General features: G+C 73.4%; 25 protein-coding genes. 14 read left to right on the forward strand and 11 right to left on the reverse strand.

Going from position 1 to position 24,879, the window contains the following annotated elements:
* Positions 1–129: 129 nt before the first annotated feature.
* The 3 genes from ACFVU7_RS23690 (at position 130) to ACFVU7_RS23700 (ending at position 3,888) form a co-directional block, all read left to right on the forward strand.
* Entirely contained in the window at positions 130–1,578 is a 1,449-nt protein-coding gene (locus tag ACFVU7_RS23690) for an APC family permease (protein WP_049650721.1), read from the forward strand.
* Positions 1,579–1,669: 91 nt separating this feature from the next.
* On the forward strand, positions 1,670–3,157 hold the full coding sequence (locus tag ACFVU7_RS23695; protein ID WP_388046975.1) for an aldehyde dehydrogenase: 1,488 nt from the start codon (positions 1,670–1,672) through the stop codon (positions 3,155–3,157).
* Positions 3,154–3,888, forward strand: a complete 735-nt coding sequence (locus ACFVU7_RS23700) for a gamma-glutamyl-gamma-aminobutyrate hydrolase family protein (protein WP_388046977.1) — start codon at positions 3,154–3,156, stop codon at positions 3,886–3,888. Before ACFVU7_RS23695 ends, ACFVU7_RS23700 begins: the two co-directional genes overlap by 4 nt.
* A gap of 3 nt (positions 3,889–3,891) precedes the next feature.
* Here ACFVU7_RS23700 and ACFVU7_RS23705 read toward each other — a convergent pair whose 3' ends face one another.
* The 3 genes from ACFVU7_RS23705 to ACFVU7_RS23715 form a co-directional block, all read right to left on the reverse strand.
* Positions 3,892–4,464: a MarR family winged helix-turn-helix transcriptional regulator gene (locus ACFVU7_RS23705; protein WP_049650724.1), complete on the reverse strand. Its 573-nt coding sequence runs from the start codon at positions 4,462–4,464 to the stop codon at positions 3,892–3,894.
* Between the two features lie 163 nt (positions 4,465–4,627).
* A complete protein-coding gene (locus tag ACFVU7_RS23710) occupies positions 4,628–5,326 on the reverse strand; it encodes a hypothetical protein (protein ID WP_388046979.1) in 699 nt (232 codons plus the stop codon).
* Positions 5,323–5,886 carry an RNA polymerase sigma factor gene (locus ACFVU7_RS23715; RefSeq protein ID WP_147409059.1) on the reverse strand — a complete coding sequence of 188 codons (564 nt, stop codon included), beginning with the start codon at positions 5,884–5,886 and terminating at the stop codon, positions 5,323–5,325. The genes ACFVU7_RS23710 and ACFVU7_RS23715 overlap by 4 nt, the downstream gene beginning before the upstream one ends.
* Positions 5,887–6,201: 315 nt before the next feature.
* Between ACFVU7_RS23715 and ACFVU7_RS23720 the strand changes: the two genes are divergently transcribed.
* Entirely contained in the window at positions 6,202–7,032 is an 831-nt protein-coding gene (locus ACFVU7_RS23720; protein ID WP_117486936.1) for an SAM-dependent methyltransferase, read from the forward strand.
* 143 nt (positions 7,033–7,175) lie between these two features.
* On the opposite strand, the gene ACFVU7_RS23725 is transcribed toward ACFVU7_RS23720, so the two are convergent.
* The 7 genes from ACFVU7_RS23725 to ACFVU7_RS23755 form a co-directional block, all read right to left on the reverse strand.
* The gene (locus ACFVU7_RS23725; RefSeq protein WP_388046981.1) at positions 7,176–7,955 is read right to left on the reverse strand and encodes a hypothetical protein; all 780 of its coding nucleotides are present in this window, start codon (positions 7,953–7,955) and stop codon (positions 7,176–7,178) included.
* A gap of 30 nt (positions 7,956–7,985) precedes the next feature.
* Positions 7,986–9,185: a cytochrome P450 gene (locus ACFVU7_RS23730; RefSeq protein ID WP_074005217.1), complete on the reverse strand. Its 1,200-nt coding sequence runs from the start codon at positions 9,183–9,185 to the stop codon at positions 7,986–7,988.
* 67 nt (positions 9,186–9,252) lie between these two features.
* Complete coding sequence (locus tag ACFVU7_RS23735; RefSeq protein WP_388046982.1) at positions 9,253–11,121, reverse strand: amino acid adenylation domain-containing protein; 1,869 nt, start codon at positions 11,119–11,121, stop codon at positions 9,253–9,255.
* Between the two features lie 4 nt (positions 11,122–11,125).
* On the reverse strand, positions 11,126–12,226 hold the full coding sequence (locus tag ACFVU7_RS23740) for a Gfo/Idh/MocA family protein (protein WP_388046984.1): 1,101 nt from the start codon (positions 12,224–12,226) through the stop codon (positions 11,126–11,128).
* Between the two features lie 10 nt (positions 12,227–12,236).
* Positions 12,237–13,082, reverse strand: a complete 846-nt coding sequence (locus ACFVU7_RS23745; protein WP_388046986.1) for a hypothetical protein — start codon at positions 13,080–13,082, stop codon at positions 12,237–12,239.
* Positions 13,079–14,203 (reverse strand): hypothetical protein, encoded by a 1,125-nt coding sequence (locus tag ACFVU7_RS23750; RefSeq protein ID WP_388046987.1) that lies wholly within the window; start codon positions 14,201–14,203, stop codon positions 13,079–13,081. Before ACFVU7_RS23750 ends, ACFVU7_RS23745 begins: the two co-directional genes overlap by 4 nt.
* Positions 14,200–15,456, reverse strand: a complete 1,257-nt coding sequence (locus ACFVU7_RS23755) for a type III PLP-dependent enzyme (RefSeq protein WP_388046989.1) — start codon at positions 15,454–15,456, stop codon at positions 14,200–14,202. Before ACFVU7_RS23755 ends, ACFVU7_RS23750 begins: the two co-directional genes overlap by 4 nt.
* A 423-nt stretch (positions 15,457–15,879) precedes the next feature.
* Here ACFVU7_RS23755 and ACFVU7_RS23760 point away from each other — a divergent pair, with 423 nt between their 5' ends.
* The 9 genes from ACFVU7_RS23760 (at position 15,880) to ACFVU7_RS23800 (ending at position 22,255) form a co-directional block, all read left to right on the forward strand.
* On the forward strand, positions 15,880–16,185 hold the full coding sequence (locus tag ACFVU7_RS23760) for a hypothetical protein (protein ID WP_198959481.1): 306 nt from the start codon (positions 15,880–15,882) through the stop codon (positions 16,183–16,185).
* A gap of 9 nt (positions 16,186–16,194) precedes the next feature.
* Entirely contained in the window at positions 16,195–16,704 is a 510-nt protein-coding gene (locus ACFVU7_RS23765) for a thiamine pyrophosphate-binding protein (protein ID WP_388046991.1), read from the forward strand.
* A gap of 86 nt (positions 16,705–16,790) precedes the next feature.
* On the forward strand, positions 16,791–17,285 hold the full coding sequence (locus ACFVU7_RS23770) for a thiamine pyrophosphate-dependent enzyme (protein ID WP_198959482.1): 495 nt from the start codon (positions 16,791–16,793) through the stop codon (positions 17,283–17,285).
* A 29-nt stretch (positions 17,286–17,314) separates the two neighbouring features.
* Complete coding sequence (locus ACFVU7_RS23775) at positions 17,315–18,397, forward strand: phosphoribosyltransferase (RefSeq protein WP_388046993.1); 1,083 nt, start codon at positions 17,315–17,317, stop codon at positions 18,395–18,397.
* Positions 18,398–18,501: 104 nt separating this feature from the next.
* Positions 18,502–19,035 carry a GTP cyclohydrolase I gene (gene folE / locus ACFVU7_RS23780; RefSeq protein WP_049650735.1) on the forward strand — a complete coding sequence of 178 codons (534 nt, stop codon included), beginning with the start codon at positions 18,502–18,504 and terminating at the stop codon, positions 19,033–19,035.
* A gap of 104 nt (positions 19,036–19,139) precedes the next feature.
* Positions 19,140–20,444 carry an MFS transporter gene (locus ACFVU7_RS23785; RefSeq protein ID WP_388046994.1) on the forward strand — a complete coding sequence of 435 codons (1,305 nt, stop codon included), beginning with the start codon at positions 19,140–19,142 and terminating at the stop codon, positions 20,442–20,444.
* Positions 20,441–21,109 carry an HAD family hydrolase gene (locus tag ACFVU7_RS23790; protein WP_388046996.1) on the forward strand — a complete coding sequence of 223 codons (669 nt, stop codon included), beginning with the start codon at positions 20,441–20,443 and terminating at the stop codon, positions 21,107–21,109. Before ACFVU7_RS23785 ends, ACFVU7_RS23790 begins: the two co-directional genes overlap by 4 nt.
* Positions 21,110–21,179: 70 nt before the next feature.
* Positions 21,180–21,785, forward strand: a complete 606-nt coding sequence (locus ACFVU7_RS23795) for an NUDIX hydrolase (protein WP_387972987.1) — start codon at positions 21,180–21,182, stop codon at positions 21,783–21,785.
* A 68-nt stretch (positions 21,786–21,853) separates the two neighbouring features.
* Positions 21,854–22,255, forward strand: coding sequence for an NUDIX domain-containing protein (locus ACFVU7_RS23800; RefSeq protein WP_049655840.1), 402 nt, complete (start codon positions 21,854–21,856; stop codon positions 22,253–22,255).
* 1 nt (position 22,256) lies between these two features.
* Here ACFVU7_RS23800 and ACFVU7_RS23805 read toward each other — a convergent pair whose 3' ends face one another.
* Positions 22,257–23,621, reverse strand: a complete 1,365-nt coding sequence (locus ACFVU7_RS23805; RefSeq protein ID WP_388046997.1) for a wax ester/triacylglycerol synthase family O-acyltransferase — start codon at positions 23,619–23,621, stop codon at positions 22,257–22,259.
* 261 nt (positions 23,622–23,882) lie between these two features.
* On the opposite strand from ACFVU7_RS23805, the gene ACFVU7_RS23810 reads away from it, so the two are divergent.
* Positions 23,883–24,866, forward strand: a complete 984-nt coding sequence (locus tag ACFVU7_RS23810) for an alpha/beta hydrolase family protein (RefSeq protein ID WP_049655836.1) — start codon at positions 23,883–23,885, stop codon at positions 24,864–24,866.
* The last annotated feature ends 13 nt before the right edge of the window (positions 24,867–24,879 follow it).

The raw sequence follows: 24,879 nt of genomic DNA on the forward strand, positions 1-24,879 counted from the left end.
CACCCCCCTTTTTTCCTGCGTCCCGACCCCTTGTCAAACGCATGGCGCCGCCCCACGATGAGGCAACTCGTTTGACCTGAAACGACCTTCTCCGGACCTTCCCCCACTTCGACCTGGCAGGTGATCCGTGTGGACAGTCGGACGACGTCCTCCGAACGGACCGAGCGGGACGCCCCCACCGCGGCCACGCTCAAACCCAACGCCCTGGGTGTCCTGGGCATCCTCTTCTTCGTCCTCTCCGGCCAGGCCCCGCTGACGGGCATCGCCGGCGCCGCCCCGATCTCGGTCGCCCTCGGCAACGGCTCCGGCACCCCCGCGGCCTACGTGGTGGCCGGGGCGGTGATCCTGCTCTTCTCCGTCGGGTTCATCGCCATGGGCCGGCACGTCGTGGACGCCGGAGCCTTCTACACGTACATCGGCACCGGCCTCGGCCGGGCCGCCGGCGCGGGCAGCGCGAGCGTCGCCCTGTTCGCCTACTGCGTCATCCAGGCGGCGATGTACGGCCTGTACGGCTCGATCGTCAGCGGGCTCGTCTCCGACCACACCCCGCTCCACCTCCCGTGGTGGGTCTACACCCTGGTCACCATGGCCGTGGTGCAGGCCCTCGGCGCCCTGGGCATCGAGATGGGCGCCCGGGTGCTGGCCGCGTTCGTCCTCGCCGAGTTCAGCATCCTGCTGGTCTTCGGCGTGGTCACCCTGGTCAAGGGCGGCGGGCCGGAAGGGCTCGGGGTGGCCGAGAGCTTCTCCCCGTCGGCCGCCCTCCAGGGCGCGCCGGGCGTCGCCGTGATGTTCGCCCTGGCCTCGATGTTCGGCTTCGAGGCCACCGCCATCTACGGCGAGGAGGCGAAGGAGCCCAAGAAGACCGTACCGAGGGCGACCTACCTCTCGGTGACCGTGGTCACCGTCTTCTTCGCCCTCACCTCGTGGATGCTGATCTCCGCGTACGGCGCCGCCAAGGCCCCCGCGGCTGCCGCCAAGGCGGTGGCCGCCGGGGACTCCGCCGGGTTCGTCTTCGCCCCCGTGGCCGACCTGTTCGGCGGCTGGATCGGCGGCGTCCTGCCGGTCCTGCTCGCCACCTCGCTGTTCGCCGGCGTCCTGACCTTCCACAACTCCGCCAGCCGGTACCTGTTCTGCCTCGGCCGGGACCGGCAGCTGCCCGCGCCGCTGTGCCGGCTGAACCGGCGGCACGCCCCGGCGGTCGCGGGCCGGGTGCAGACCGCCATCGCCGTCCTCCTGGTCGTGCCCTTCGCGCTGGCCGGCAAGGACCCGGTGCTCACCCTCTTCTCCTGGTTCAGCGGACTCGCCGTCCTGGCGATGATGCTGCTCTACCTGCTCACCTCGGTGTCCGTCGTGGTGTACTTCCGCCGCCGACGGGTCGACACCAGGCTGTGGAACACCGTGATCGCCCCCGTGCTGGGCGCGCTCGGCATCGCCGGTGCCATCTGGCTCATCCTGGCCAACTTCACCACCCTGATCGGGGGCGAGGCGGGCACCGCGCTGTGGCTCGTCCTGTCCGTGCCGGTCGTCATGGCGCTAGGCGTGGCCAACCAGCGCATCCGGCGCCGACGCACCGGCTGACGCGCCCCCCCCAGCTGACGCTTTCCCCGGCGCGCGCCCGCAGGCAGGGCGCGCGCCACCCACCCCGCACCCACGTGCTCCGGAGGACCCGATGACCCTCGCCACCCACGACGACTGGCTGCGCCGGGCCGAGGCGCTGGAACCGGCCGTCACGCACCTGATCGACGGCGCCGACGAACCCGGCGACGGCGCGTTCCCCGTGGTGTCGCCCCGCGACGGCCGGGTGCTGGCCGAGGCCGCCGACGCCGGCCCGGCCGAGGTCGACGCGGCCGTCGCCGCCGCCCGCCGCGCCTTCGACCACGGCCCCTGGCCGCGGCTCTCCCCGGCCGACCGCGGACGGATCCTGCTGCGGTTCGCCGACCTCCTGGAGGAACGGCGCACGGAACTCGCGCTCACCATCAGCCTGGAGATGGGGAAACCGGTCACCGACGCCCACGACATCGAACTGCGGGCCGTCATCACCACCTTCCGCTGGTACGGCGGGCTCGCCGACAAGCTCACCGACGAGTCCCCGCACACCGCGCCCGACGCCCTCGCCCTCGTCACCCGGGAGCCCGCCGGCGTCGTCGGCGCGGTCGTCCCGTGGAACTTCCCGCTCACCCTGGCCGGCTGGAAGATCGCCCCGGCCCTGGCCGCCGGCTGCACGGTCGTCCTCAAGCCCTCGGAGCACTCCCCGCTGTCCGCCCTGCTGCTCGGACGGATCGGTCTCGCGGCCGGGCTGCCGCCGGGCGTGCTCAACGTCGTGGCCGGCGACGGACCGGTGGCCGGCCGCGCCCTCGGCCTCCACCCCGACGTGGACGTCCTCGCCTTCACCGGCTCCACCGCCGTCGGACGCCACTTCCTGCGCTACTCCGCCGACTCCAACCTCAAGCGGGTCTGGCTGGAGCTGGGCGGCAAGTCGCCCAACATCGTCCTGCCCGACGCCCCCGACCTGGAGCGGGCCGCGGCCACCGCCGCCTGGGGGATCTTCTTCAACCAGGGCGAGATGTGCACCGCGCCCTCCCGGCTGCTGGTGCACCGCTCCGTCGCCGAGCAGGTCACCGAGGCCGTCGTGGCGCGCGCCCGCGCCCTGCGGGTGGGCGACCCCCTCGACCCGGCCACCGAGATGGGCGCCCTGGTCGGCGAGCACCACCTCGACCGGGTGCTCGGCCACGTCCGCACCGCCCTCGACGACGGCGCCCGCCTGCGCGCGGGCGGCGGGCGCACCCTGACCGGCACCGGCGGCTCCTACCTCGAACCGACCGTCTTCGACCGGGTCGCCCCCGACAGCCGGCTGGCCCGCGAGGAGGTCTTCGGCCCGGTGCTCTCCGTCCTCGCCTTCGACGACCTCGACGAGGCCGTCGCCCTCGCCAACGCCACCGAGTACGGCCTCGCGGCCGGCCTGTGGACCTCCGACCTGTCCACCGCCCACCGGGTCTCCCGCGCCCTCAGGGCCGGCACGGTCTGGGTCAACTGCTACGAGGAGGGCGACCTCACCGTGCCCTTCGGCGGCATGAAGCAGTCCGGCAACGGACGCGACAAGTCCGCCCACGCGCTGGAGAAGTACACCGAACTCAAGACCACCTGGATCCAGTTGTGACCCGTCGCCCGCCCACGGCCCGTCGCCCGCTGATCGCGGTGCCGGCCCGCTTCGCCGCCACCACCTCCGCGCTGCGGTACGCCGCGGAGGTCAACGCCCGCGCGCTGGTCGAGGCCGTCTGGCGGGCCGGCGGCGAGCCCGCCACCCTGCACCCGCACGCGCCCGGCGGCACCGCCGACCCCGAGGAGGTCGCCGCCCGGCTCTCCCGCTTCGACGCGCTGCTGCTCCCCGGCGGCGGCGACCTGGCACCCCACCGCTACGGGGCGCCCGACGCCCACGAGGCCGTCTACGACGTGGACGAGGAGCAGGACGCGTTCGACCTGGAACTCGCCCGGCGGGCCCTCGCGAGCGGACTGCCGCTGCTGGCCGTCTGCCGCGGACTCCAGGTGGTCAACACGGTGCTGGGCGGCACCCTGCACCAGGACATGGGCGGCCCCGGACGGGACCACCGCCACCTGCGGCACCCCGTCCCGCTCGCGCCCGGCTCCGCGCTGGCCCGGATCACCGGCGCCGGGGAGGTCCGGGTGTCCTGCTACCACCACCAGCACGTGGACCGCCTCGGGGAGGGCCTGGCCGTCACCGCCCGGGCCGCCGACGGGACCGTCGAGGCCGTCGAACTCCCCGACTACGAGGGCTGGTTCGCCGCCGTGCAGTGGCACCCGGAGGACACCGCCCACGAGGACCCGGCCCAGCAGCGCCTCTTCGACGCCCTGGTGCGGGCCGCCGACTGAGTCCTACCGGCGGGCGCGCCGGCCGCTGCGGCGCGGGGCGGGCTCCTCGCCGTTCAGCAGCGCGCGGCGTCGCTCCTCGCCCGACTCCTCGACCTGGAGCACCACGCGCCGCAGCCCGTCGGCGAGGCCGACGCACTCCGCGTCGCTCAGCCGGCCGGTGACGAAGGACTCCTCCTCGTTGAACGCGGGGAACACCTCGCGCATGAACTCCTCGCCCTCCTCGGTGAGCGCGAGCAGCACCAGCCGTCCGTCGGTGGGGTGGTCGGTGCGCCGCAGCAGCCCGCGCGACTCCAGCGTGCGGGACACCCCGGTCAGCGTCCCCTTGGAGATCCCCGCCTCCTCGGCGACGTGCCGGGTCTCGGACTCGCCCCAGACCCACACCACCCACAGCACGACGAAGGCGGTCCAGGTCAGGTCCGAGCCCCGCAGCACGGAGTTCTCCAGGTGCTGCCGGACGGCGGACGCGGCCCGGTAGATGTTGGCCACCGCGGCCATCCGCTCCCGGCGGATCGGAATGCCGCCGAGCTTCGCCTGGACGAGCCGCTCCGCCTCGTTGATGGACCGCTGGCTGGGCACCGGTGCTCCCTCGTCTCGCCGTCACCGCATCGGACATGGCCTGCGCCGCCGGCACGGAGGTTTGGGCCCGTACCAGTGACTCAGGCATCTTAGATGGCCGGATCCGCCCACCCGCTGCGCGACCGCCCGGGCGGGGCGGGGCGGGGCGGGGGCGGGTCGGGGCTCAGGCGCGAGCGGCGGGGGCGGAGGCGTGGGCGAGGTCGTCCACGAGGGTGGGGGAGGGCTGGGGGATCTCGCCGTGGTCCTCGTCGTCGGTGGCGACGGGCAGCTGGTGGACGACGGCGGCCACGCGCGGTGGCAGGCGCAGGGTCAGGCCGTCGTGGCAGGCGGCGAGGGTGTCGGCCCACACGGCGGGGGGGAGCGGCCGGCCGGGCCAGGGCGCGGGCGGCGCGGTCGGGTTACGGGCTTCGGCGGCGAGCTGGTCGGCCTGGTTGCGCCAGTAGTCGGCGTCGCGGAACTCGCCGCGGGCGGCGTGCAGGAAGGAGAGGCAGCTGGCGGCGGTCGTGCTGCCGCCGCCGGCGGCGAACTGCAGCCAGAACTGGCAGCCGTCGTCGTGTCCGGCGAGGTGGAGCAGTGCGGCCAGGACGAGCGCGCCGCCGGGGTGGATGCGGCGCCGGTTGTTGGTGAGGGCCTCCAGGGAGTCGGTGGCCTCGGGCTGGGCGATGATCAGGGTCGCGGCGAGGTCGAGTTCGTGGCGGGCCTGGAGGTGCTCGGCGCCGAGGGGGGCGCGGGCGCGGACGAGTCGGCGCAGGTCGGGACCGGACACGCCGTCGGGCAGCTCGACCGGTCCGTCGGGTCCGTCGCCGTTCCCGTCGTACCGGTTCCGGGGGGTGGCTGCCCGGCGGTCGTGTCCCCGTGTCACTGCATGTCCCCCATGGTGGTGTCGGTGCCGAGGAGGCGGCGGAGCTTGGCCAGGCCGTGGCTGGTGGTGGTGCGGGCGTTGGTCTCGGTGATGCCGAGGTAGGTGGCGATCGTCGGGTAGTCGATGTCCAGCATGTAGCGGAGCACGATCATGTCGTACTGGCGCTCCGGCAGCCGCAGGATCGCCTTGTAGAGCTCCTCGTAGTCGTTGTCGAGGTTCTCCAGGCTGACGCGGGCCAGGGCTTGGGCGCCTCGGATGGCGACGATCCAGTCCGGGACGACCGCGCTGGGCGGGGCCTGGCCGGCGCTCATCTCCCGGTCGGCGATGCACCGCTTGGCGATCATCCAGGCGTGGGCCTCGATGTCGGGCTGGCTCAGCGCGCCGAGCCAGTCCTGCCCCAGTTCCCGGCGGGTGCTGCGGACCGCCTGGTCGACGAGTTCCTGGTCGTGCAACCGGGCCCAGGCGACTCCGCGCCAGGTCTCTTCGCGGCTGTCGCAGAAAGCCTGGTAGGACAGCCGATGAGTGGGGCGCACGGCTGCCCACTCGTCGTCGCTGGTCAAATGATCCTCCTCGTCGCCCGTGCGGACGACGTTCGGCCGACCCGGGGGTCGGGAACGGTGGAGTCCGGTGGAGAACGGCCGTCCTCCGTACGGACATCCAATCGTCCTGAAAAGCCTGATGTGAAGGGGATCCCAAAAAGGTTTGTATGAACTGGCATGTGATGACTTGTCAGATGGTGATCAGTCACATGCGATCAGATATCGTCACGTTGAGCTGAACGATGGCCCGCGCAAGGGTTCGCCACGCTGCGCCACGGGTTGTGGCGCGCCGGCCTGCGGGCACGACATGACGCCGACGCAGGGGGACAACGCACCATGGCAGCAGAGCAGCACGACGACATCGCCACTCCGCCGGGCGCCGAGGTCAACCTCGCCATCCACCGCCCGCACTCGGCGCGGATCTACGACTACTTCCTCGACGGCACGACCAACTTCCCCGCCGACCGGGAGGCCGCCGGGCACGCCCTCGCGGTCTTCCCCCAGGCCCGGTCGGCGGCCCGCGCCAACCGGACGTTCATGCACCGCGCCACCCGCGCGCTCGCCCGCGGCGGCGTGACCCAGTTCCTCGACATCGGCACCGGCATCCCGACCTCGCCCAACCTCCACGAGATCGCCCAGGGCATCGAACCGCGGGCCAGGATCGTCTACGCGGACAACGACCCCATCGTCCTCACCCATGCCCAGGCGCTCCTGCGCAGCAGCCCCGAAGGGCGGACCGCCTACGTCCAGGCCGACGTCCGGGACCCCGACGCCCTCCTGGACGCGGTCCGCGCGACCGGCGTCCTCGACTTCACCCGGCCGATCGCCCTGAGCCTCGTCGCCCTGCTCCACTTCGTCCCCGAGGGCGCCCACGAGATCGCCGAGACGCTCGGGAACGCGCTGCCGACCCGCGGTTCCGCCCTGGTGATCAGCCACTTCACCCCCGACTACGCCCCCCAGGACGCGGCCCGCATCGAGCAGGTCTACCGCGACAACGGCAACCCGGTCCGCGCCCGGGCCGCCGACGAGTTCGCCCGGTTCTTCACCGGCTGGGACATCCTCGCCCCCGGCATCACCTCCACCCCCCGCTGGCGCCCCGAACCGGACGCCCCGCACGTCAGCGACGCCGAGGCGTCCTGCCTCGCCGCCGTGGCCATCCGCCCCTGACCGGCCCCCGGCACCAGTCTGGCAGGCCGCCGCCCGCGGTGTGAAAGCCCGTCACGACGAATCGGCCCCGCTCGCCGCGCGACCGCCCGTCGGGGGGAGCGGTACGGCGGCGGTCCGGCCGCCGCCGTACCGCTCCGGCGTCTCTACGTCCCCGGGGCGACCGGGCTGATGGTGTCGCCGATGTCGCCCAGGAGGAGGGTCGCCCGGTCCTCCGGGTCCACCGAGTAGAACCTCTCGTCGAGGACGCCCGACAGGTGGCCGACGTGGAGCGTCAACGAGACCTCCCGCCGCTCCGCGTACCGGGCCAGCGCGAGCGCTCCCTCGGCGGTCGCGTGGCAGGTGAAGACGTCGACGGCGGCGCCCGGCCGGGCCGTCAGGTGCATCACCGCCATGAGGGTCACTCCGCTGGCCACGACGCCGTCGACGACCACCAGCCGGTCGCTCCGGGCGGGAAGCCGGTGGTCGACGCCGACGAGCAGGCCGCCGGCCGCGGGCATGCGCTTGGCCTGCGGTGTCCAGCCCTGGTGGCGGGGCAGCACACCGAGCAGTTCGGCCAGGATCCGCCCCTCGCGTTCCGGTGCGACGACGACCGCCCCCGGCACGGACGCGGCGTCCGCCACCCGGACGGGCAGCATGCCGTAGATGTCGAGCAGGGCGCGGAGGTAGCGGCGGCGGTGCGCCGCCTGCTGCTCGGGGAGGTTGGCGACCGCCGTGACCACCGCCATCCGCTCGACCACGCCGGGGTGCTCGTCGGAGGCGACCCGTACGCTGTCCGGCAGGTCGCCCGGGGCGTGCAGGGACTCCAGCGCCTGGGGGTCGAACCGCAGCAGGTGGGTGAAGCGGGTGTCGTGGTTCCGCTCGTACGTCTCCACCGTGCGCCGGGCGTCGGGGAGGAGAGCGTCTCTTCGCACGGTACGGGGCACTGGTGACCGGCCTCCTCGGATCGGCTTCCGCTAGTGGTTGTCGAGGCTCGGGACGAACGCCACCGGGAGCGAGTCGAACCCCCAGAGGAGGTTCGAGCGCAGGCGACGGACCGGGCCGGTGACCTCCACCGTCCGGACCCGCCGGGTGAGTTCCTGGAACAGCACGGTCAGTTCGAGCCTGGCGAGCGCCGCGCCGATGCAGTAGTGGTTGCCCACGATGAAACCCAGGTGGCGGTTGGGGGAGCGTTCGATGTCGAAGCGCTCCGGGTCGGCGAAGACCTCCTCGTCGCGGTTGGCCGACGGCAGCCAGGCCACGACGTGGTCGCCGGCGCGGACGGGCCGCCCGCCGAGTTCCACGTCCTCCCTGGCCGTGCGGAGGGAGTGCATGACCGGGGACGTGTAGCGGATGATCTCCTGGATCGCGGAGGGCATCAGGCCGGGGTCCGCCCGGAGCATTCGCCACTGCTCCGGGTCGCGGGCGAGGGCCAGCAGCCCGCCCACGGTGGCGTGCCGGGTCGTCTCGTTCCCGCCGGATATCAGGGCGTCGCAGTTGTAGAAGACCTCCTGTTCGGTCAGCGGCACCCCGTCGATCTCGCCGCACACCAGGGCGCTCAGGAGGTCGTCCCGCGGTTGCTTCCTCCGCTCCTCGGCCAGCTCCTGGAAGTAGCAGAGGATCTCGGTGTGCGCCTGGACCTTCCTGGCCTCCTCCGCCGCGTCGAGCGCGGTGGAGCTCCAGGCGAAGCGGGTCCGGTCGACCATGAACTCCCAGTCGGCCTCCGGGACCCCCATCAGGTCGCAGATGACCGAGACCGGCAGCGTCTGCGCGACGCGGGTGAACTCGCAGCCGCCCTCGGCCACCGCCTCCTCGATGGCGCGCGCGGCCGTCCGCCGCATGGTGGCTTCGAGCCGGTCGACCGTTCGGGGCGTGAACGCCGAGCTGACGACCTTGCGGATCCTGTCGTGCCGGGGAGGGTCGGTGACGTTGAGCATCCGGCCCGCCGCCGCGGCCAGCACCCGCGGGTCGGAGTCCAGCCGCATGCCGTTCTCGGAGCTGAACACCCGGGGGTCCGTCAGCACGTCCGTGCACAGGCGGTGCGTCATGACCGCCCAGAAGAACTCGCCGTTGGCCCGCTCGTTCCGGTACACCGGCTGCTCGGCGCGCAGCCGCGCCCACACCGGCTCCGGATCCGAGGTCTGGTAGAGCAGCGGATCCGACAGGTCGATGGTCATCCATGACTCCGGATGTCGGTGGAGGTGGCAGGTGGAAGTGGGGTGTGAACGGTCGGCGGGAGCGCGGTCAGAGCAGGGCGTCCGACACGGCCGCGGCGAGCCCCTCGATGGTCGGGGACTCGAACAGCACGCGGACCGGAAGGCTGACGTTCAGCCGCGCGCGGATCCGGGTGATCAGGCCGGCGGCGAGCAGGGAGTGGCCGCCGAGCTGGAAGAAGTCGGCGTCCACGCTGATGTCGCGCCGGTCGAGGAGCTCCTCCCAGATGGCCGCCAGCGCGGCCTCGACCGGTGTGCGCGGAGCGGTGTACGCGGCGCCGGCGTCGGCGGAGCCGGTGTCCACGGGGGAGGTGAGGGCGGCGCGGTCGATCTTCCCGTGCGGTGTCAGGGGCAGCTCCGCGAGGAAGCGGACGCCGGGGGGAACCATGTACCACGGCAGTCTCCGGCGGAGGAAGCCGATCAACTCCCGCTCCGTCAGGGCCATGTGCGCGTTCACGACCGCGTGAAGACCCAGGGCCGGGTTGTCCGGGTCGCTGTCGTCCAGCACCACGGCGCACGCCCGGACGGCGGGGTGTTCGCCGGCCACCGCCTCGATCTCGCCCGGCTCGACCCGGTAGCCGCGGATCTTCACCTGGTGGTCCCGGCGGCCGACGAACTCGATGCAGCCGTCGGCGTCCGACCGTGCCAGGTCCCCGGTGCGGTAGAGGCGGCCTCCCGGCGCTCCGGGGAACGGGTCCGCCACGAAGCGCTCCGCGGTCAGGGCCGGCGCGTCGAGGTAGCCGATGGCCAGGCCCGCGCCGCCCAGGTACAGCTCGCCCACCGTGCCCGCCGGGACGGGGGCCAGGGACTCGTCGAGGATGTGGCACCGCACGTTCGCGACGGGGTGGCCGATGGGGACGGAGGAGAAGCGGTCCGGGCTCCAGTCGGCCCCCGGTTCGAAGACGGTCGAGGTGATGGTCGCCTCGGTCGGGCCGTAGACGTTGCACCAGCGGATCCGCTCGCCGACCCGTTGCCGCCAGGTCAGCAGGGCCTGGCGCGACGCCTGCTCGCCCGCCACGACCAGCAGACGGAGCGACGACTCCTCGGCCAGCCGGACCAGGCAGTCCTCTTCCCGCACCCAGCCGTGCCAGAAGGCGGTGGGGACACTGAGGAAGGTGGTTCCGGTGTCGATCACCTGCCGGGTGAGGGCGCGGTACGTCTGCCGGAGCGGGTCGCCGTCGAGGACCAGGGCGGCGCCGTGCAGGAGCGGCGGAAAGATCTCCTCGGCGGCGGCGTCGAAGCCGAGGGGCCGGCACTGCAGGACCCGGTCGCCCGGCCCGAACCGGAAGTGACGGTTCACCGCGGAGCTGTGGTTCGCGAGCGAGCGGTGACCGACCAGGACGCCTTTGGGCCTGCCGGTGGAGCCGGAGCTGTAGATGACGTAGGCGGGGTCCGCTCCGGAGTCGGCTGAAGTGGAGCCGGCCGGTGGTTCGGTGGGCAGCGTGTCGAGGTGGGTCCGGACGTCGTCGAGGTCGACGATCCCGCCCCGGTAGTCGGCGAAGAGCGGGGTGAGGCCCTTCCGCGTCAGCAGGGTGGCGGCGCCGCTGTGCTCCAGGACGTACCGCAACCGCTCGACGGGGTAGTCGGGGTCGAGCGGGACGTAGGCGGCGCCGGCCCGGAGGATGCCGAACAGCGCGCTGATCAGGTGCGGCCCCCGCTCCACGCAGATCCCGACGCGGTCCCCCGCGCCGGTCCCGCGGGCGAGCAGGAACCGGGCGAGCTGGTGGGACCTGTCGAGGAGCCGACGGTAGGAGATCCGCCGGCCCTGCCAGAGCAGGGCCGGCGCCTCCGGTGTGCGCGCCACCTGTTCGGCGAACAGCCGGTGGAGGCGCGCCCCGGCGTCGGCCCGGGTCCCGGCGTCGGCCCGTGCTCCGTCGAGGTCGTGCGGGGAACCGCTCACGGCGCTACGGCCGTTCCGTTGCTGCCCGGACGATGTCGATCATCAGCCGGGTGTCCAGGAGCGCCTCGTGCGCGTTGGTGAGGGGCTGCGCTCCCGGCGCGCCGACGCACTCGTGGAAGTGCGCGAGCTGGGCCTTGAACGCCTCCTCGTAGGACCCCGTGACGGTCTCCTCCACGGCGGCCCCCCTGGCGGAGCCCGGCCCCGCCGGTGCCTCGTCACGCCAGATCCGTACGGTCGACGGCGCGTTGGGCAGGAAGGGGTTGGAGATGTCCAGCATCACCGTGCGGTCCTCGCCCCAGACGGTGAGGCTCTCCTCGAACCGGCGGACCGAGGTGGACGAGCCCTGGAAGACGCACTGGAACCCGTCGGAGTACAGGAGCGAGGCGGTGAGCGTCGTGCCGTCCGGCGAGCAGTGCGCCTTGATGGAGGCCGGCGGCGCGGGGAAGGCGGCCCGGTAGACGTTCACGTCGTGGCTCCACACCCCGAACATGTCCATGTACGCTTCCAGCGCTTCGGGCGAGGCGGCGCCGAACTCCCGGGCGACCCGGCCGCGCCGCTCGTCCGGCCCCGCCGCCCCGTCGGGATCGCCGGGGCGGGTGATCCGGGACAGCTCGGGGATGATCCAGTTCCCGTACTCGGGGCCCACCACGATGTGGATCCTCGCCATGACGGGCCGGGTGATCCGCGCGATCTCCTCCAGGCCCCGCCGGACGCCGCTGTCGTACCGCTTCATGTAGCCCACCATGACCTTGGAGCCGGTGCGGTCGGCGGCGGCGATCACCTCCTCGGTCTCCGCGATCGTGTGGCCGAGGGGCTTCTCGGTGAACACGTGCTTGCCGTGCTCCAGGGCGGTGAGCACCGGTTCCCGGTGGTCGGTGGTGAGGACGAGGACCGCGTCCAGTTCGGGTGTCTTCGCCAGCATGTCCTCGACGGCCGCGTAGGCGTTCGGGACGTGGAAGCGCTCGGCCACCGACCGGGCCAGGTCGTAGGACCGGTCGCAGAGCGCCACGATGTCGAAGCGGTCGCGCAGCGCCGCCAGATACGGGAGGTGCACCAGCTGCGCGATCATCCCGCAGCCCACGACCCCCACACGGACACGTACCATATCGGCCTCCTCAGAAACGGGCTGGTCCTGGTGCCGGCGGCTGTCGTCGGAGCACGTGCCCCAGGACGTCGACGACCCCCTCCAGGTCGGCCGCCGGCGAGACGTACCAGGCCGCGTCCCGTACGTGCCGGGGCACGGCGGGGTCCGCCACGAACGCGCACCTGACGCCCGGCACCCTGGGGACCCAGTCGGCGGGCGAGTTCCCGACGAGGAGGGTGCTCCTCGGGTCGCGCGCGGCCAGTCCGGCCAGGGCCACGCGCTTTCCGGACTCCGTGCGCGGATAGGGGTGGATCCCGGCGTACGAGCCGCCCGGACCGAGCTCGACGGAGACGGAGACGCGGCTCCCGGCGCTCCAGCCGGTCAGCCGGTGCCGTACGTCGTGGATGAAGTCCGGGGGCCCGAAGACGCTGGCGGACGCCAGGCGGTTCGCCCCGAAGGCCCAGGTGCGGCCGGTCGGCGGCCGGCCCCCGAACTCGGGGGCCACCGCGTCGCCGACCCGGGTCAGTCCGTGGGCGGCGGCCGCCTCCGCCACCTCGGCGCGCAGGCTCCGCAGCGCCGGGAACGGGGTGGTGACGCGCACGGTCCCGTCGACCGCGACCACGTTGCCGTTCTCGGCGATCACCGGGAACCCGGGTGCCGCGCCCAGGCCGATCCGGGTGCCGAACTCCCGCAGCTGCCGGAGCGGCGAGTCCGAGCAGAGGCCCACGGCGACGCCCGCGGAGGTCAGGTGCCGCACCAGCCGCCGGAAGCGCTGCAGGGCGAGGGCGTCCGGAGGGCCGCTGGGGACGGAGGGCACCAGGGTGCCGTTGACGTCGAGGAGCACCACGGCGAACGGCTCGTGGCCGGGCCCGGTCACCGGGCGGCCGATCCGGCCGGCACGTCCGTGCTCCGCTCCTCGACCTCCGCGATCAGTTCGGACCAACTGTCCATCCCTGCCTGGAGTTTGCGCAGGACGGATCTGACCGGCTCGCCCGGCTCCGCCATCCCCAGCGACAACAGCGGCCGGCGCGCGTCGGGTCGCAGGTCGGCCACCCGGAGGGTGCGCCGCAGCAGGTGGTCGACGCGGGCGACGAAGCGCGCGTTGGCCTCCAGCATGAGGACGGCGAACTCCCGGTCGGCCCCGGCGGGGCTGCCGAGCCGGGCCGAGGTCCGGACGAAGGGGAGCCAGTACGGTGTGCGGCCCCACGTTCCGTCCGGCAGCCGGACGACGAGCCCCGAGAGGCCGAGCAGGAAGTTCCTCGGGTCGAGCAGTTCCAGGGCGGGCCCGTCCGGCCCGGCGGCGGTCCGGTAGTGGAGCACGGGGTCGACGGCGGCGCCCAGGATGGGGGAATGTGCCGAACCGCCCAGCCGGATACCGGGGATGACGTGCCGGACCCGCCGTCCCGTGTCCTGGAACAGGCGGATGACGGCGGCGACGGTCCCGCCGGTGGCGATGTCGTCCTCGATGAGGGTGTAGCCCCGCCCGGCCGGGTCCGGTGGCAGCGAGGCGATCTGGTCGCGGATGGGGGCGGCGCCGGGCCGCGGCACCAGCCCGACCTGCCGGCGGCCGCCGAGCAGGAAGCCCCGGGATACCCGCAGCGGCCGGACCGCCCGGTCGAGGAGCGGATCGAGGCTCACCGGCGGCCCGCCGGTGACCCGGCGGCGGACCGCCAGTTCGAGGTGGTGCGCGTCGACCAGGTGGAACCGGAGGCCGCCCGGCCGTGGCACTACCGTGCGCAGCGCGTCCCTCAGGTCCCGCTGGAAGGCGCGGTAGGCCTCCGCGACGGCGGGAGCCGAGCCGCCCGGCGACACGGTGCCGCCCCCGGCCGGTGCGCGGCCCAGGGTCCGTACGCAGTAGGAGGTGTCGTCGCGCATGACGATGGTGAACGCGCCCGTGGCGGGGGCCTCGATGCGGGTCGTGACGTCGGAGCCCGGGTCGGGGCGTACGAGGTGGTGGTCGGGGTGCGCGAGGTGGTGGCCGGGGACGGCGCGGATCACCGCGGGCTCCGCTCGCGGCCCAGGACGTACCTGCCGCGGGCGACCTCCCGTTCCCCGTCGAGCACCACCTCCAGCGGCATGGGGTGGCAGTGGAACAGGGCCAGCCCCGCGTGCAGGCCGTAGGCGCCGACGTTCGGCACCGTCAGCAGGTCTCCGACGGCCACGTCCGGAAGGCGCGCGTCCCTGGTCCAGACGTCCAGCGGGTGGCAGAGCGGACCGGCGACGATGGTCCCGTCGGGGACGGCGGACGCGTGGGGATCGTCACCGCACTGGAACCGCGGCTCGATCCGGTCCTCCTTGCGGAGCCCCGACATCCCGCCCAGGTGGTTGACGCCGGTGTCCAGGACGACGACGCGCCGCCCCTGCGAGCGCTTGACGTCCAGCACCCTGGCCAGCAGCCGGCCGCAGCCCGCCGTCAGGTAGCGGCCCGACTCGAAGACGACCCGCCGCTCCCCGTCCGGCCAGCCGGGGAGCCCCTCCTCGAGCAGGGCGTCGAGCCGGCTCCTGAGCGCGTCGAACCGCGGCAGTTCGCCGGGGACGGCGTACGGTGCGCCGAAGCCTCCGCCGAGGTCGATCACGGGGAGCCGGCGGTCGAGCGCCGTCTCGATCCGCCGCACGACGTCGAGCCCGTAGCGGAACACCGCGAGCAGCGCGTCCACCCGGGTCAGGTTGCTGCCCATGTAGAGGTGCAGGCCGGCCAGTTCCGCGTGCTCCCGGTCCGCGAAGAGCTCGGGCCGCTCCAGCACCCAGGCCAGGTCGGCGCCGAACTGGGAGGGGCCGCCGGTCATCGCGAGACCGGCCCCGGCCGGGGGGACGGGCGGGTTGACCCGCAGCAGCGCGCGCACCCGCGTGCCCGCGGCGCGGCCCATCCGGTCGAGCTGGTCCAGGGCGTGCGGGGAGTCGACGGAGAACTGCCGGACGCCCGCCGCGAGGGCCTCGCCCACGTCCTCGTCGCGTTTGCCGGGGCCGGTGTAGAGCGCCCCGTCGGCCGGGAAGCCGGCCTGGAGGGCGGCGCGCAGTTCGCCGGGCGAGCTGACCTCGGCGTGGCAGCCGAGCGCCGCCAGCCGGCCGAGGACGGCGGGGTGCGGGTTGGCCTTGAGGGAGTAGAGCAGGGTGGCCGGGCCGGGCAGTGAGCCCACCAGTCGGCGGTGGGCGTCGCTCACGGCGGCCAGGTCGTAGAGGTAGGCCGGTGTCTCCCACCGGGTTTCCGGTAACGCCGTTCTCGTCGTCGTTTCCCCGACCTCGACGTCCATAGAACCGAGGGCTCCTCATGAGTCGTGCGGGCGCACCTTCTGACGGGCTTCAGGAGACCCCGCCGGGCCGGGGAGGACAAGGCCCCCTGGAGCCCGGTGGCTGCTTTCGGTCATGTCATGCCACTTCCGGGTGACGGGGTTCCGGTTTCCCCGGCCGGTCGGCGGACGCCGGGAGACGGCTGGTCAGGCGTCGGTCCGGCGGGTCGGCGGATCCGTCTCCCGGGGCGCCGCGCCGTCCGCGGGTTGGCCCAACTCAGGTTGGCTCATTACGAGTTGGGGTGATAGTGGCCCGTTGCTGTCCGTTGGGCGCGCCTCTAGAGTCTCGGCATCGGCCGTGGTCTGACGACGTTCGATACCCGCAGATTCTCGGTCACGCGAAACACGCCACCAGCAGCGGCTCACGGGACAGATCGGGGTACGCACATGCAGGAGCACATCGAGCAGGTCGGTACCAAACTCGTCTACTCCGACGACCGCGTCAGGGTGTGGGTCCTGGAGCTGGACCCGGGGGAGGAGACGATCATCCACCAGCACCCCTGCGACTACGTCTACGTCGCCACGGAGAGCGGCCGGGCGGAGACCGTGCACAAGGACGGCACCGGCTACGTCGGGGAGGACAAGCTCGGCGACGCCGTCTACCACGAGGCCGGGCAGCCGCACCTGCTGCGGAACATCGGGGACGGCCACTACTCGAACATCATCGTCGAGTTGCTGGCCACCACCAGGTGAGGCTGCCCCATGTCGGCTGTCGCGGCGTACGAGGCGCTCGTCGAGGCGGGTGTGGAGATCGTCTACGCGGTGCCCGACTCGCTCCTGGCACCGCTGTGCCGGGAGGCGTCGGCACGGCGTGAGATCCGGTACGTGCAGGTCAACGACGAGGCCACGGCGGTCGGCCTGGCGGCCGGCGCCCGACTGGCCGGCGCCCGTTCGCTGGTCGTGATGGAGAACTCGGGGCTGCGCCGGGCCTGCGAGACCCTGGCCCGCCTGACCATGAGCCACCGGCTGCACACCGCGCTGCTGATGTCCCGGCGCGGGGCCTTCGGCGAACCGAACTGGTGGGGAATTCCGCACGAGGAGACGATGCACCGGCACACGGCGATGCTCTCGCTGGTGACCGCGGACGTCCATTCCTGCGCGGAGTTGGCGGAATGCCTCCGCAAGGCCTATGCCACGCTCGACACCGGGCAGCGGAGCGTGGCACTCGTGGCGAACGCCGGGATGACGGCGGAACTGAGGGGTGCGCCATAGAAACCGCCGAATTCCTCGAAGCCCTGTACGCCAGGCTCCCCGCGGACTCGGTGTCGGTCGCGCCGCTCGGTCGGACGAGCGAGGTGATGTACGCGCTCCGTCCCGCCGACACCCTCTTCACCGACACCATGGGCGACGTCACCGCGATCTCCCTGGGAATGGCCATGGCGGCGGCCCCGCTGTCCGTGGTCGGCATCGACACCGACGGCGGTTTCCTGATGAACCTGTCCGTACTCACCGCACTGGGCGACCAGTTGCCGAGGCTCGGCAACTACACGCTGGCCGTCATCGACAACCACCTGTACGAGTCCGGCGGCGGGCTGCCCAGTCGTGGGACGGCCCTGGACTGGAGCGCGCTCTTCGGCGCCGTCGGACTGAAGTCGGTCCTCGTCGAAGCGCCGCACCAGGTGCCGGAGGTGCTGCCGCTGTCCGGCACGGTGCTGATCGCCTCCGTGCACAACCGGGCACCCGCACCGGACGCGCTGAAGACGGTCGACGGCGTCGAGTCCTCGTACCAGGTGGAGAGGGTGCTGGCCGAACGCACCGGGCGAACGCCGAGGCGGCCCGCGCTCAAACCGTGACCCTACCCGTGGAGTTGGTGGATCATCCGGTGAAGTACCTCCTGCACAGCGACGACGCGGCCTGCTACGGCCTGGACCCCGCCGGCTCCCCGACCCGGGTCCTCGTCTGCTCGACCGCGGCCTCGCGCACCCTCCTCACCGACCCGGCCGTCTCGGGCCACCGGTACCGTTCGCTGCTCGGCACCGCGGTGTCGACCGCGCTCGACCTGGTGGCGGAGGCCGATCCGGCGGTGGCCGGAGCCCTGGCGACCGAGGCGACGACGGTCGTCACCATCCTGCGCGGGGGCCTCAGTTTCGGCGTCGACAGCGCGCTGTCGCACCGCTTCGGCCCCCCCGAGGCGGTGAGCTTCGTCGGCACCGACCGGGGGGCCGCCCACCCGCTCGACATCTCGTACGAGCGCTGGGAGTTCGCCGGGCGGCAGCTGCTGGTGCTCGGGGACATCATCGGCACCGGGGCGACGGTGGAGAAGGTGCTCCGGGCCGCCCGGCAGGCGGCGCACGGCCGCGGCGCGGAGATCGCCGGCTACCTGGTGCTGACCGTCGGATCCCGGCAGGGCGTGCGGCGCCTGCGGGACTACTTCGCCGAACTGGCCCACCGGGGCGAGCGGTTCAGCGCCGTCATCGTGGCCCTGGAGGCACTGTTCGAGCTGCCCGACCGCACCCGGCTCGGGCAGTCCTTCCCCCAACTGCCCTTCGACTTCCTGCGGTCCCCCCGCTGGTCGACCCCGGACTTCGAACTGCACCGGCTGGGCCACCGGGACAGCCTCTTCGAGAAGTGCGCCGTCTACGACGGCGGCGTGCGCGCCTTCACGCCCGGCGAGCACCGGCGGTTCCGGGCGGACTGGTGGACGGAGGTGCGACGGCGAGGGAGCGCCGCCGGGCTCTCGCTGGCCGACCTGGGCCGGAGCACCGCCGGACTCGACCGGTACGCCCGCCCCCTGGACGACTGGCTGGAGGGGATCGGCTGGGCGGCGCCGGAGAACGTCCGGCACCTCGGCGTCGACCACGCCGAACTCCACGCGCTGGGACGCCGGGCCCACGAGTACGCGGAGACGGCCTCCCTCGACGCCTACGCCGACGCGCGCCTGGCACCCGGGGAGCCGCCGCGCTGAGCACCGCCGACGGTCTTCAACCTCCCACCCCACCAAAAGACTTCGCCGGAGCCCCGGCGAGGCCGGCGGCGGAGTCCGCCGGACGGACCGAGAACGGAGACCACATGACGATCGCCGAGTGGCTACGGGACAACGTCACCACGGACAAGCGGGCCCTGGACTGGTACACCGAGCCCGAGTGCGAGCCCCGCATCGTCCGCGCGTACCGGGAGCTGCTGAGCGGCTACGAGACCGACACCTCCAAGATCCTCAAGACGACCGTCCTGGTCGAGGGCGACCACCAGGGCGTCGTCCGGGTGCACGACATCAACTACTACTCGATCTGCGCCCACCACTTCCTGCCCTTCTACGGCAAGGTCGACATCACCTACGTCCCCGGGAACCGGATCCTGGGGCTCGGCAAGTTCCCGCGCCTGGTCCAGGCCTTCAGCAAGCGGTTCCAGATCCAGGAGCACCTGGTGAAGGACATCGCCGAGGAGATCATGGCCTCCGGCGGGGCCCGCGCCGTCCGCGTGGAGTCCAGCGGCCGGCACATGTGCATGTGCAGCCGCGGCCCGTCCGACCAGACCGTCATCACCGACACGACGTACGTGACCGGTGACGTCGAACTGCTGACGGCCTACGGCCCGCAGCACTGACGCGTCGTGTGATGGGAGGGTGCCGACTCCTCCTCCCCTCTCATCACACGACCGGCCGGTGCCGGCCCGCCCGTCAGCCCGTCCACTTCCCTGGAGAGCGAACCATGCGCAAGAACGGTGTCGCGCGCCGCGAGAGCACCGGGTCACCGTGGCCGGCCATCGTGACCACCTGGCTCTCCGGGGTCTTCGCCGCCTTCGGGCTGGGCGCGCTCTCCCCGCTCGGGTCCGAGATCCGAGGGGACCTGCACCTCTCCCTCGGCCAGTTCGCCTGGGCGACCTCCAGCATCACCGCGGTGAGCGCCGTCCTCGGCGTCCCCGCCGGGTGGTGGATCAGCCGGCTCGACGCCCGGAAGGCGCTGGCCGGCGGGCTCGTCCTCACCACCCTGTCCGTGGCGGCGACGGCCTTCGCGGGCAGCTGGTCGCCGCTGCTGGCGGCGCGCACCGCGCAGGGCTTCGGCTACCTCCTGGTCTTCGTCGGCGGGCCGATCATGCTGACCCGGCTGGCCGAGGGGCGGGCGCAGGCCACGGCGCTGGCGCTGTGGGGCACCTGCGTCCCCACCGGACTCGCCCTGGCCACCGCCCTGGGGGGAGCGGTCAGCGGCGCGATCGGCTGGCGCGGCTGGATGGGCGCGACCGCGCTCCTCCCGCTCGTGCTGGCGGTCGCGGTCGGCGCCACCCGCCCCGCCGCCGCCCGCGCGCCGACGGCGGACCCGGCCGCCGAGGGCACCGGAGCGCCGCCCCCGCGGACCGGCTGGATCCCCCCGGTGCTCTTCGCGCTGAGCTTCGCCTGCGTCTGCCTGGCCGGGGTCGCGATCGTCGTGCTGCTGCCCACGTTCCTGACGGAGGAACGCGGCGCGTCCACGGCCACCGCCGGCGTCGTCGCCGCCGTGGTCTCCCTCGGCAGCGTGCTCGGCAGCGCGCTCAGCGGGCTGCTGCTGCGCCGGGGCGTCGGGCTGCTCGCGATGACTCCGGTGCTGGCCCTGCTGCCCGTCTCGGCGCTCCTGGTCTTCGCGCTGCGCCTCCCCGTGGTGGCCGTGATGGTCCTGGCCTGCTTCGGCCTGGTGGTCGACGGGGTGATGATCTCCGCGATGTTCGCGGCGGTGCCGCGGATCGCCGGCAGCCCCCGGCGCGCCGACGTCACCAACGGGCTGGTCGCCCAGCTCGGCAGCCTCGGCACACTGGTCGGGCCGCCGGCCTTCAGCCTGGCCGTGGACGGCGCCGGATGGGCCGGCGCCGGGTTGGCCGCGCTGGCCTTCACGCTGGTCGGCGTCGCGCTGCTCCTGGCGGTCTCCCTGCCCGCGCCGCGCGGTCCCGCCCGACCCCGGTTACGCGACGGTCGGGCGGAGGCGGCGGGGGACCGGGCGGCGGTACCGTACGGAGGACCCGGCGGAAGGGATCTCACGTCATGACGTCCGGAACGCGTGCGGGCCGCGGGCCCCGTGTCGTCCTCTTCGACCTGGACGACACCCTGGTGGTGACCGCGGAGGTCAAGTGGGCGCACCACAAGGCGGTCGCCCGGCGGTTCTACGGGATCGACCTGACGGACGCCGAGCTGGCGCTGCACTGGGGCAAGCCCTTCGACGCGATGATCCGCGCCCTCTACCGCGACAGCGACACCCTGGAGCGGATGCGCGAGGCGAACCTCTCGCTGGAGGAGGAGTTCCTCAAACGGCCCCTCCCCGGCGCCGTCGAGGTCGTCCACGAGCTCTGGCGCCGGAGCGTCGGCGTCGGCGTCGTCACGTCCACCAACCGCCTCTCGGCCCTCCGGGACGTCGAACGGATCGGTGTGCGGACGGACCGGCTCGTCCTGCTCCAGGGAGCGGACGACAGCCCCCACCACAAGCCGGACCCCCGGGTGTTCGACGCCGCGCTGGCGACGCTGAGCGGAAGGGGGGTCGGCGTGGACGACGTCTGGTACGTGGGCGACGCCCTCATCGACCTCGCGGCGGCCACCGGGGCCGGGCTGCGCTTCGTCGGCGTCGCCACCGGCTTCCACACGCGCGAGGACCTCGAACGGGCCGGTGCCGAGCACGTCCTCGACGACGTACGGCAGCTGCCCGACCTGCTGCCCTGACCGGGGCGGCGCACCCCGCCCGCCGGCGTCCGTGGGCGCCCGTGGGCGTCCACCAGCGCGGAAGGCCAGGATGAACATCGAGACGCTACGCCCGGCCCCGGACACCTACGCGGAGTACTGCGTGCTCTGCCGGGGCGGCCCCGTCACCTGGACCACGGCCGGGGGCAGGCGGGAGGTCCGCTGCGGCAACTGCGGTGGGCGCAGCGCCCGGGCCATCGTCATCGACCCCGGCCTCTCCTGGTGGTCCGCCGAGGACGGCGAGTACTGGCACGAGACCGCGGCGGTCTTCGTCCGCGATCCGGCGGACAGGTTCCTGCTCTTCCAACGCGTCGCGTTCCCCTACGCGTTGACGGTCCCGGCCGGCCATGTGGACCGGGACGAGGACCCGGCCGACGCCGCGGCCCGCGAACTGCGCGAGGAGGTCGGCCTGACCGCCGGCGACCGGCTCCGGTTCGTCGCCACGTTCCCGATCCCGGGCGACTCCTGCCGACGCGGATCCGACGCGCACGTCTGGCACGTGTACCTGCTGACGGTGCCGGACGGGGGCCGCGTCACCGTCAACGAGGAGGGTGAGGCGCCCCGTTGGCTCACGCTGGACGAAGCGCTGGCGGCCGACCTGACCCACGCCGTGCGGCAGGTCGTCACCACCTGTACGGAGCAACTGCTGGACGGCTGACGGCCGGTGGGGCGGTATCCTCGGGGACCGGCCGGAGCAACCGGTCGGAGCAACAGGAGGACTGGTCCATGGCGGCGCTCATCGACAAGGTGGCGTGGATCCACCTGGAGAACGGCCTGGTGCTGAGCACGCGTTCCCACGGCAAGGACGCCTACTACCTGCCCGGGGGGAAGCGCGAGCCGGGGGAGAGCGACCTCGACACGCTGTGCCGGGAGATCGAGGAGGAGCTGTCCGTCGCCGTCGTACGGGACTCGGCCGCCCTGCTGGGCGTCTTCGAGGCCCAGGCCCACGGGCACGGCCAGGGCGTGGTCGTCCGCATGACCTGCTACACCGCCGCGTACGAGGGGGTGCTCGCGCCGGCCAGTGAGATCGCCGAGCTGGTGTGGCTCACCCACGCCGACCGGCACCGGACGTCCCCCGTGGACCAGATCATCTTCGACCGGCTGCGGGCCGACGGGCTGCTGCGCTGACCTACGTCCTTTCCAACGCCTCCTCCAGGAGGCCTAGTTGGTCGCCCAGCGCGTCCCCCAGCCCGTCCAGCGGGGCGAGCAGGGAGCGGTCCCCCACCAGGCCCAGATTCAACCGGCCGCCCGCCGAGCGGGCCGCGATGAACAGGCCGACCCCGTGGCAGACGCTGCCCAGCGGGTGGACCGTCTCCAACGGGCAGCCGGCGAAGTACATCCGCTGCGAGGAACCGGGGATGTTCGACACCACGACGTTGTACGGGGGGCGGGTCGCGCCGCCCAGGCCCAGCACGTTCTGCGCGACGAACGGCCAGGTGAACAGGGCCCCGTAGAGCCCGGTGGAGCCCTTCGGCAGCTCGCCCAGCTCCCGTTTGGCCAGCGCGCTGGACCGGGCCACGGCGCGCAGCCGCTCCAGCGGGTCGGCCACGTCGGTGCCGAGGCTCATGACCGTCATGGCGAAGGAGTTGGCGGTGGACGCGTCGCCCGCCTCCCTCGTCGAGACGGGGGTGCCCGCGGTCAGGGACCGCGCCGGAAGCGCCCCGGCCGCGGCCAGGCACTGCCGGAGGGCGCCCCCGCACACCGCCAGCAGGACGTCGTTGACGGTCGTGCCGGCGTCCTTCGCCACCGCCCGGAACCGGTCGAACTCGTAGCTGCGGGTGATCACTTGGCGCTGCCGCCCGACGGCGGCGTTGAGCGGGGAGCGCGGGACCAGGAACGGCACCGCGCGGGTGCGGTCGGCCCTGGCCCGCACGCCCCGCGCCATGGTCCTGGCGGCCCGGCCGAGGCCCAGCGCGGTGGCCGCGAGCCCGCGGGCCGTCGGTCCGGCTGCCCCGGTGCTGTGGTCGGCGGGGGCGGCGATGCTCCACAGCGGGCGCAGCCCCTCGTCCCGCGGATCGGTGCTCAGCATGCGCCGCAGGCGCTGTTGGACGCCGAGCCCGTCCGTGAGCGCGTGGTGCACCTTGACGTACAGGGCGAACCGGCCGTCCGCCAGGCCCTCGATCAGATGGCACTCCCACAGCGGCCGCGTGGTGTCGAGCGGCCGGGAGTGCAACCGGGAGACCAGGTCGGTCAGTTCGCGCTCGCCGCCGGGCGCGGGCAGCGCGGATCGGCGCAGGTGGTACGACCGGTCGACGTCCTGCCCGGCGAGCACCTCCCAGGTGCCGTCGAGGGCTCCCCAGCGTGCGTGGCGCGGCCGGAAGGTGAAGGGGGCCGCGACGGGCGCGGCGAGGAGCCGCTCGAACAGGCGCTGTACGTACGGCCCGGGCTCGGCACCGGCGGGCGGACCGAAGGTGGCCAGGAGCGCCACGTGCTGGGGAGTGGTGGCGGACTCCAAGGCGAGAAAGACCCGGTCGGGCATCCTGATCCTGGCCACAGCACCCCTCCTGTCCGCGTCCGGTCACCAGTCTGGTGGCGGCGGCACCGCCGGACAAGAGCGCACCGTCGGACAGGGACGCGCGGCCGACGACCCGACGCTCCGGGAACGCACCAGTCTCCGCGCCCGGCCCCGCCGCTGTCAGTCCGTATGGTTCCGGATTCCGCGCCCCCCGGCGGGTGGCTACCGTCCGAACCGTCCGAACGACGGACATCCGGCGGTCGCGGACCGGCCGCCGACACGCATCCTCAGGAGGTCACGGTGACCGCGAACCACCCCACCCGCAGGAGCATCCTCAAGTCCGCCGGCGGGCTCGGCGCCGCGCTGGCGCTCGGCGGCGCGAGCGTCCTCGCGACGGCCTCGACCGCCCACGCCGCCGACGACGGCTTCGGCCTGCACATCACCGACCGCGGCGAGGCCGACGCCCGGATGTGGTACTACCGCTTCCACACCGCCGAGATCGGCTGGGACCCGGCCGTCAACGTGCTGCTCCCCGACGACTACCACACCAGCGGGCGCACCTACCCCGTCCTCTACCTCCTGCACGGCGGCCTCCAGGACTTCATCGAGTTCGACCGCCAGGGCGTCCGCGACTGGACCATCGGCAAGCCCCTGATCGTGGTGATGCCCGACGGCGGGCAGGCCGGCTGGTACTCCAACCCGGTCAGCACCAACGTCGGCCCCCGCAACTGGGAGTCCTTCCACATCAACCAGCTGATCCCGTGGGTCGACGCCAACTTCCGCACCTTCGCCGAGCCCGAGGGCCGCGCCGTCTCCGGCTTCTCCATGGGCGGCTTCGGCGCGCTGAAGTACGCCGCCAAGTACTGGGGCCACTTCGCCTCGGTCAGCGCCCACTCCGGCCCGGCCAGCCTGCGCCGCGACAACGGCGCGGTCGTCCACTGGGCCAACGTCTCCGCCGCCGTCAAGGACCTGGCCGGCGGCACCATCTACGGCGCGCCGCTGTGGGACCAGGCCAGGGTGACCGCCGACAACCCGGTCGAGCGCCTGGAGAGCTACCGCAACAAGCGGATCTTCCTGGTCGCCGGCACCAGCCCCGACCCGACCAACCCCTTCGACACCTTCAACGAGACCGCGGTGCTGGCCGGGCAGCGGGAGTTCCGCGCCCTGCTCGACGGCGCCGGCATCCCGTACGAGGCCCACGAGGAGTCGGGCGGCCACTTCATCCGGCCCGACATGATGCGGCGCGACATCGACGGCATCATCGGCCGCCTCCGCAAGGCGTGAGGGGGCCGCACCG

This window comes from Kitasatospora sp. NPDC058046, from assembly GCF_042885595.1.
In the GTDB taxonomy this organism is placed as follows: domain Bacteria; phylum Actinomycetota; class Actinomycetes; order Streptomycetales; family Streptomycetaceae; genus Kitasatospora.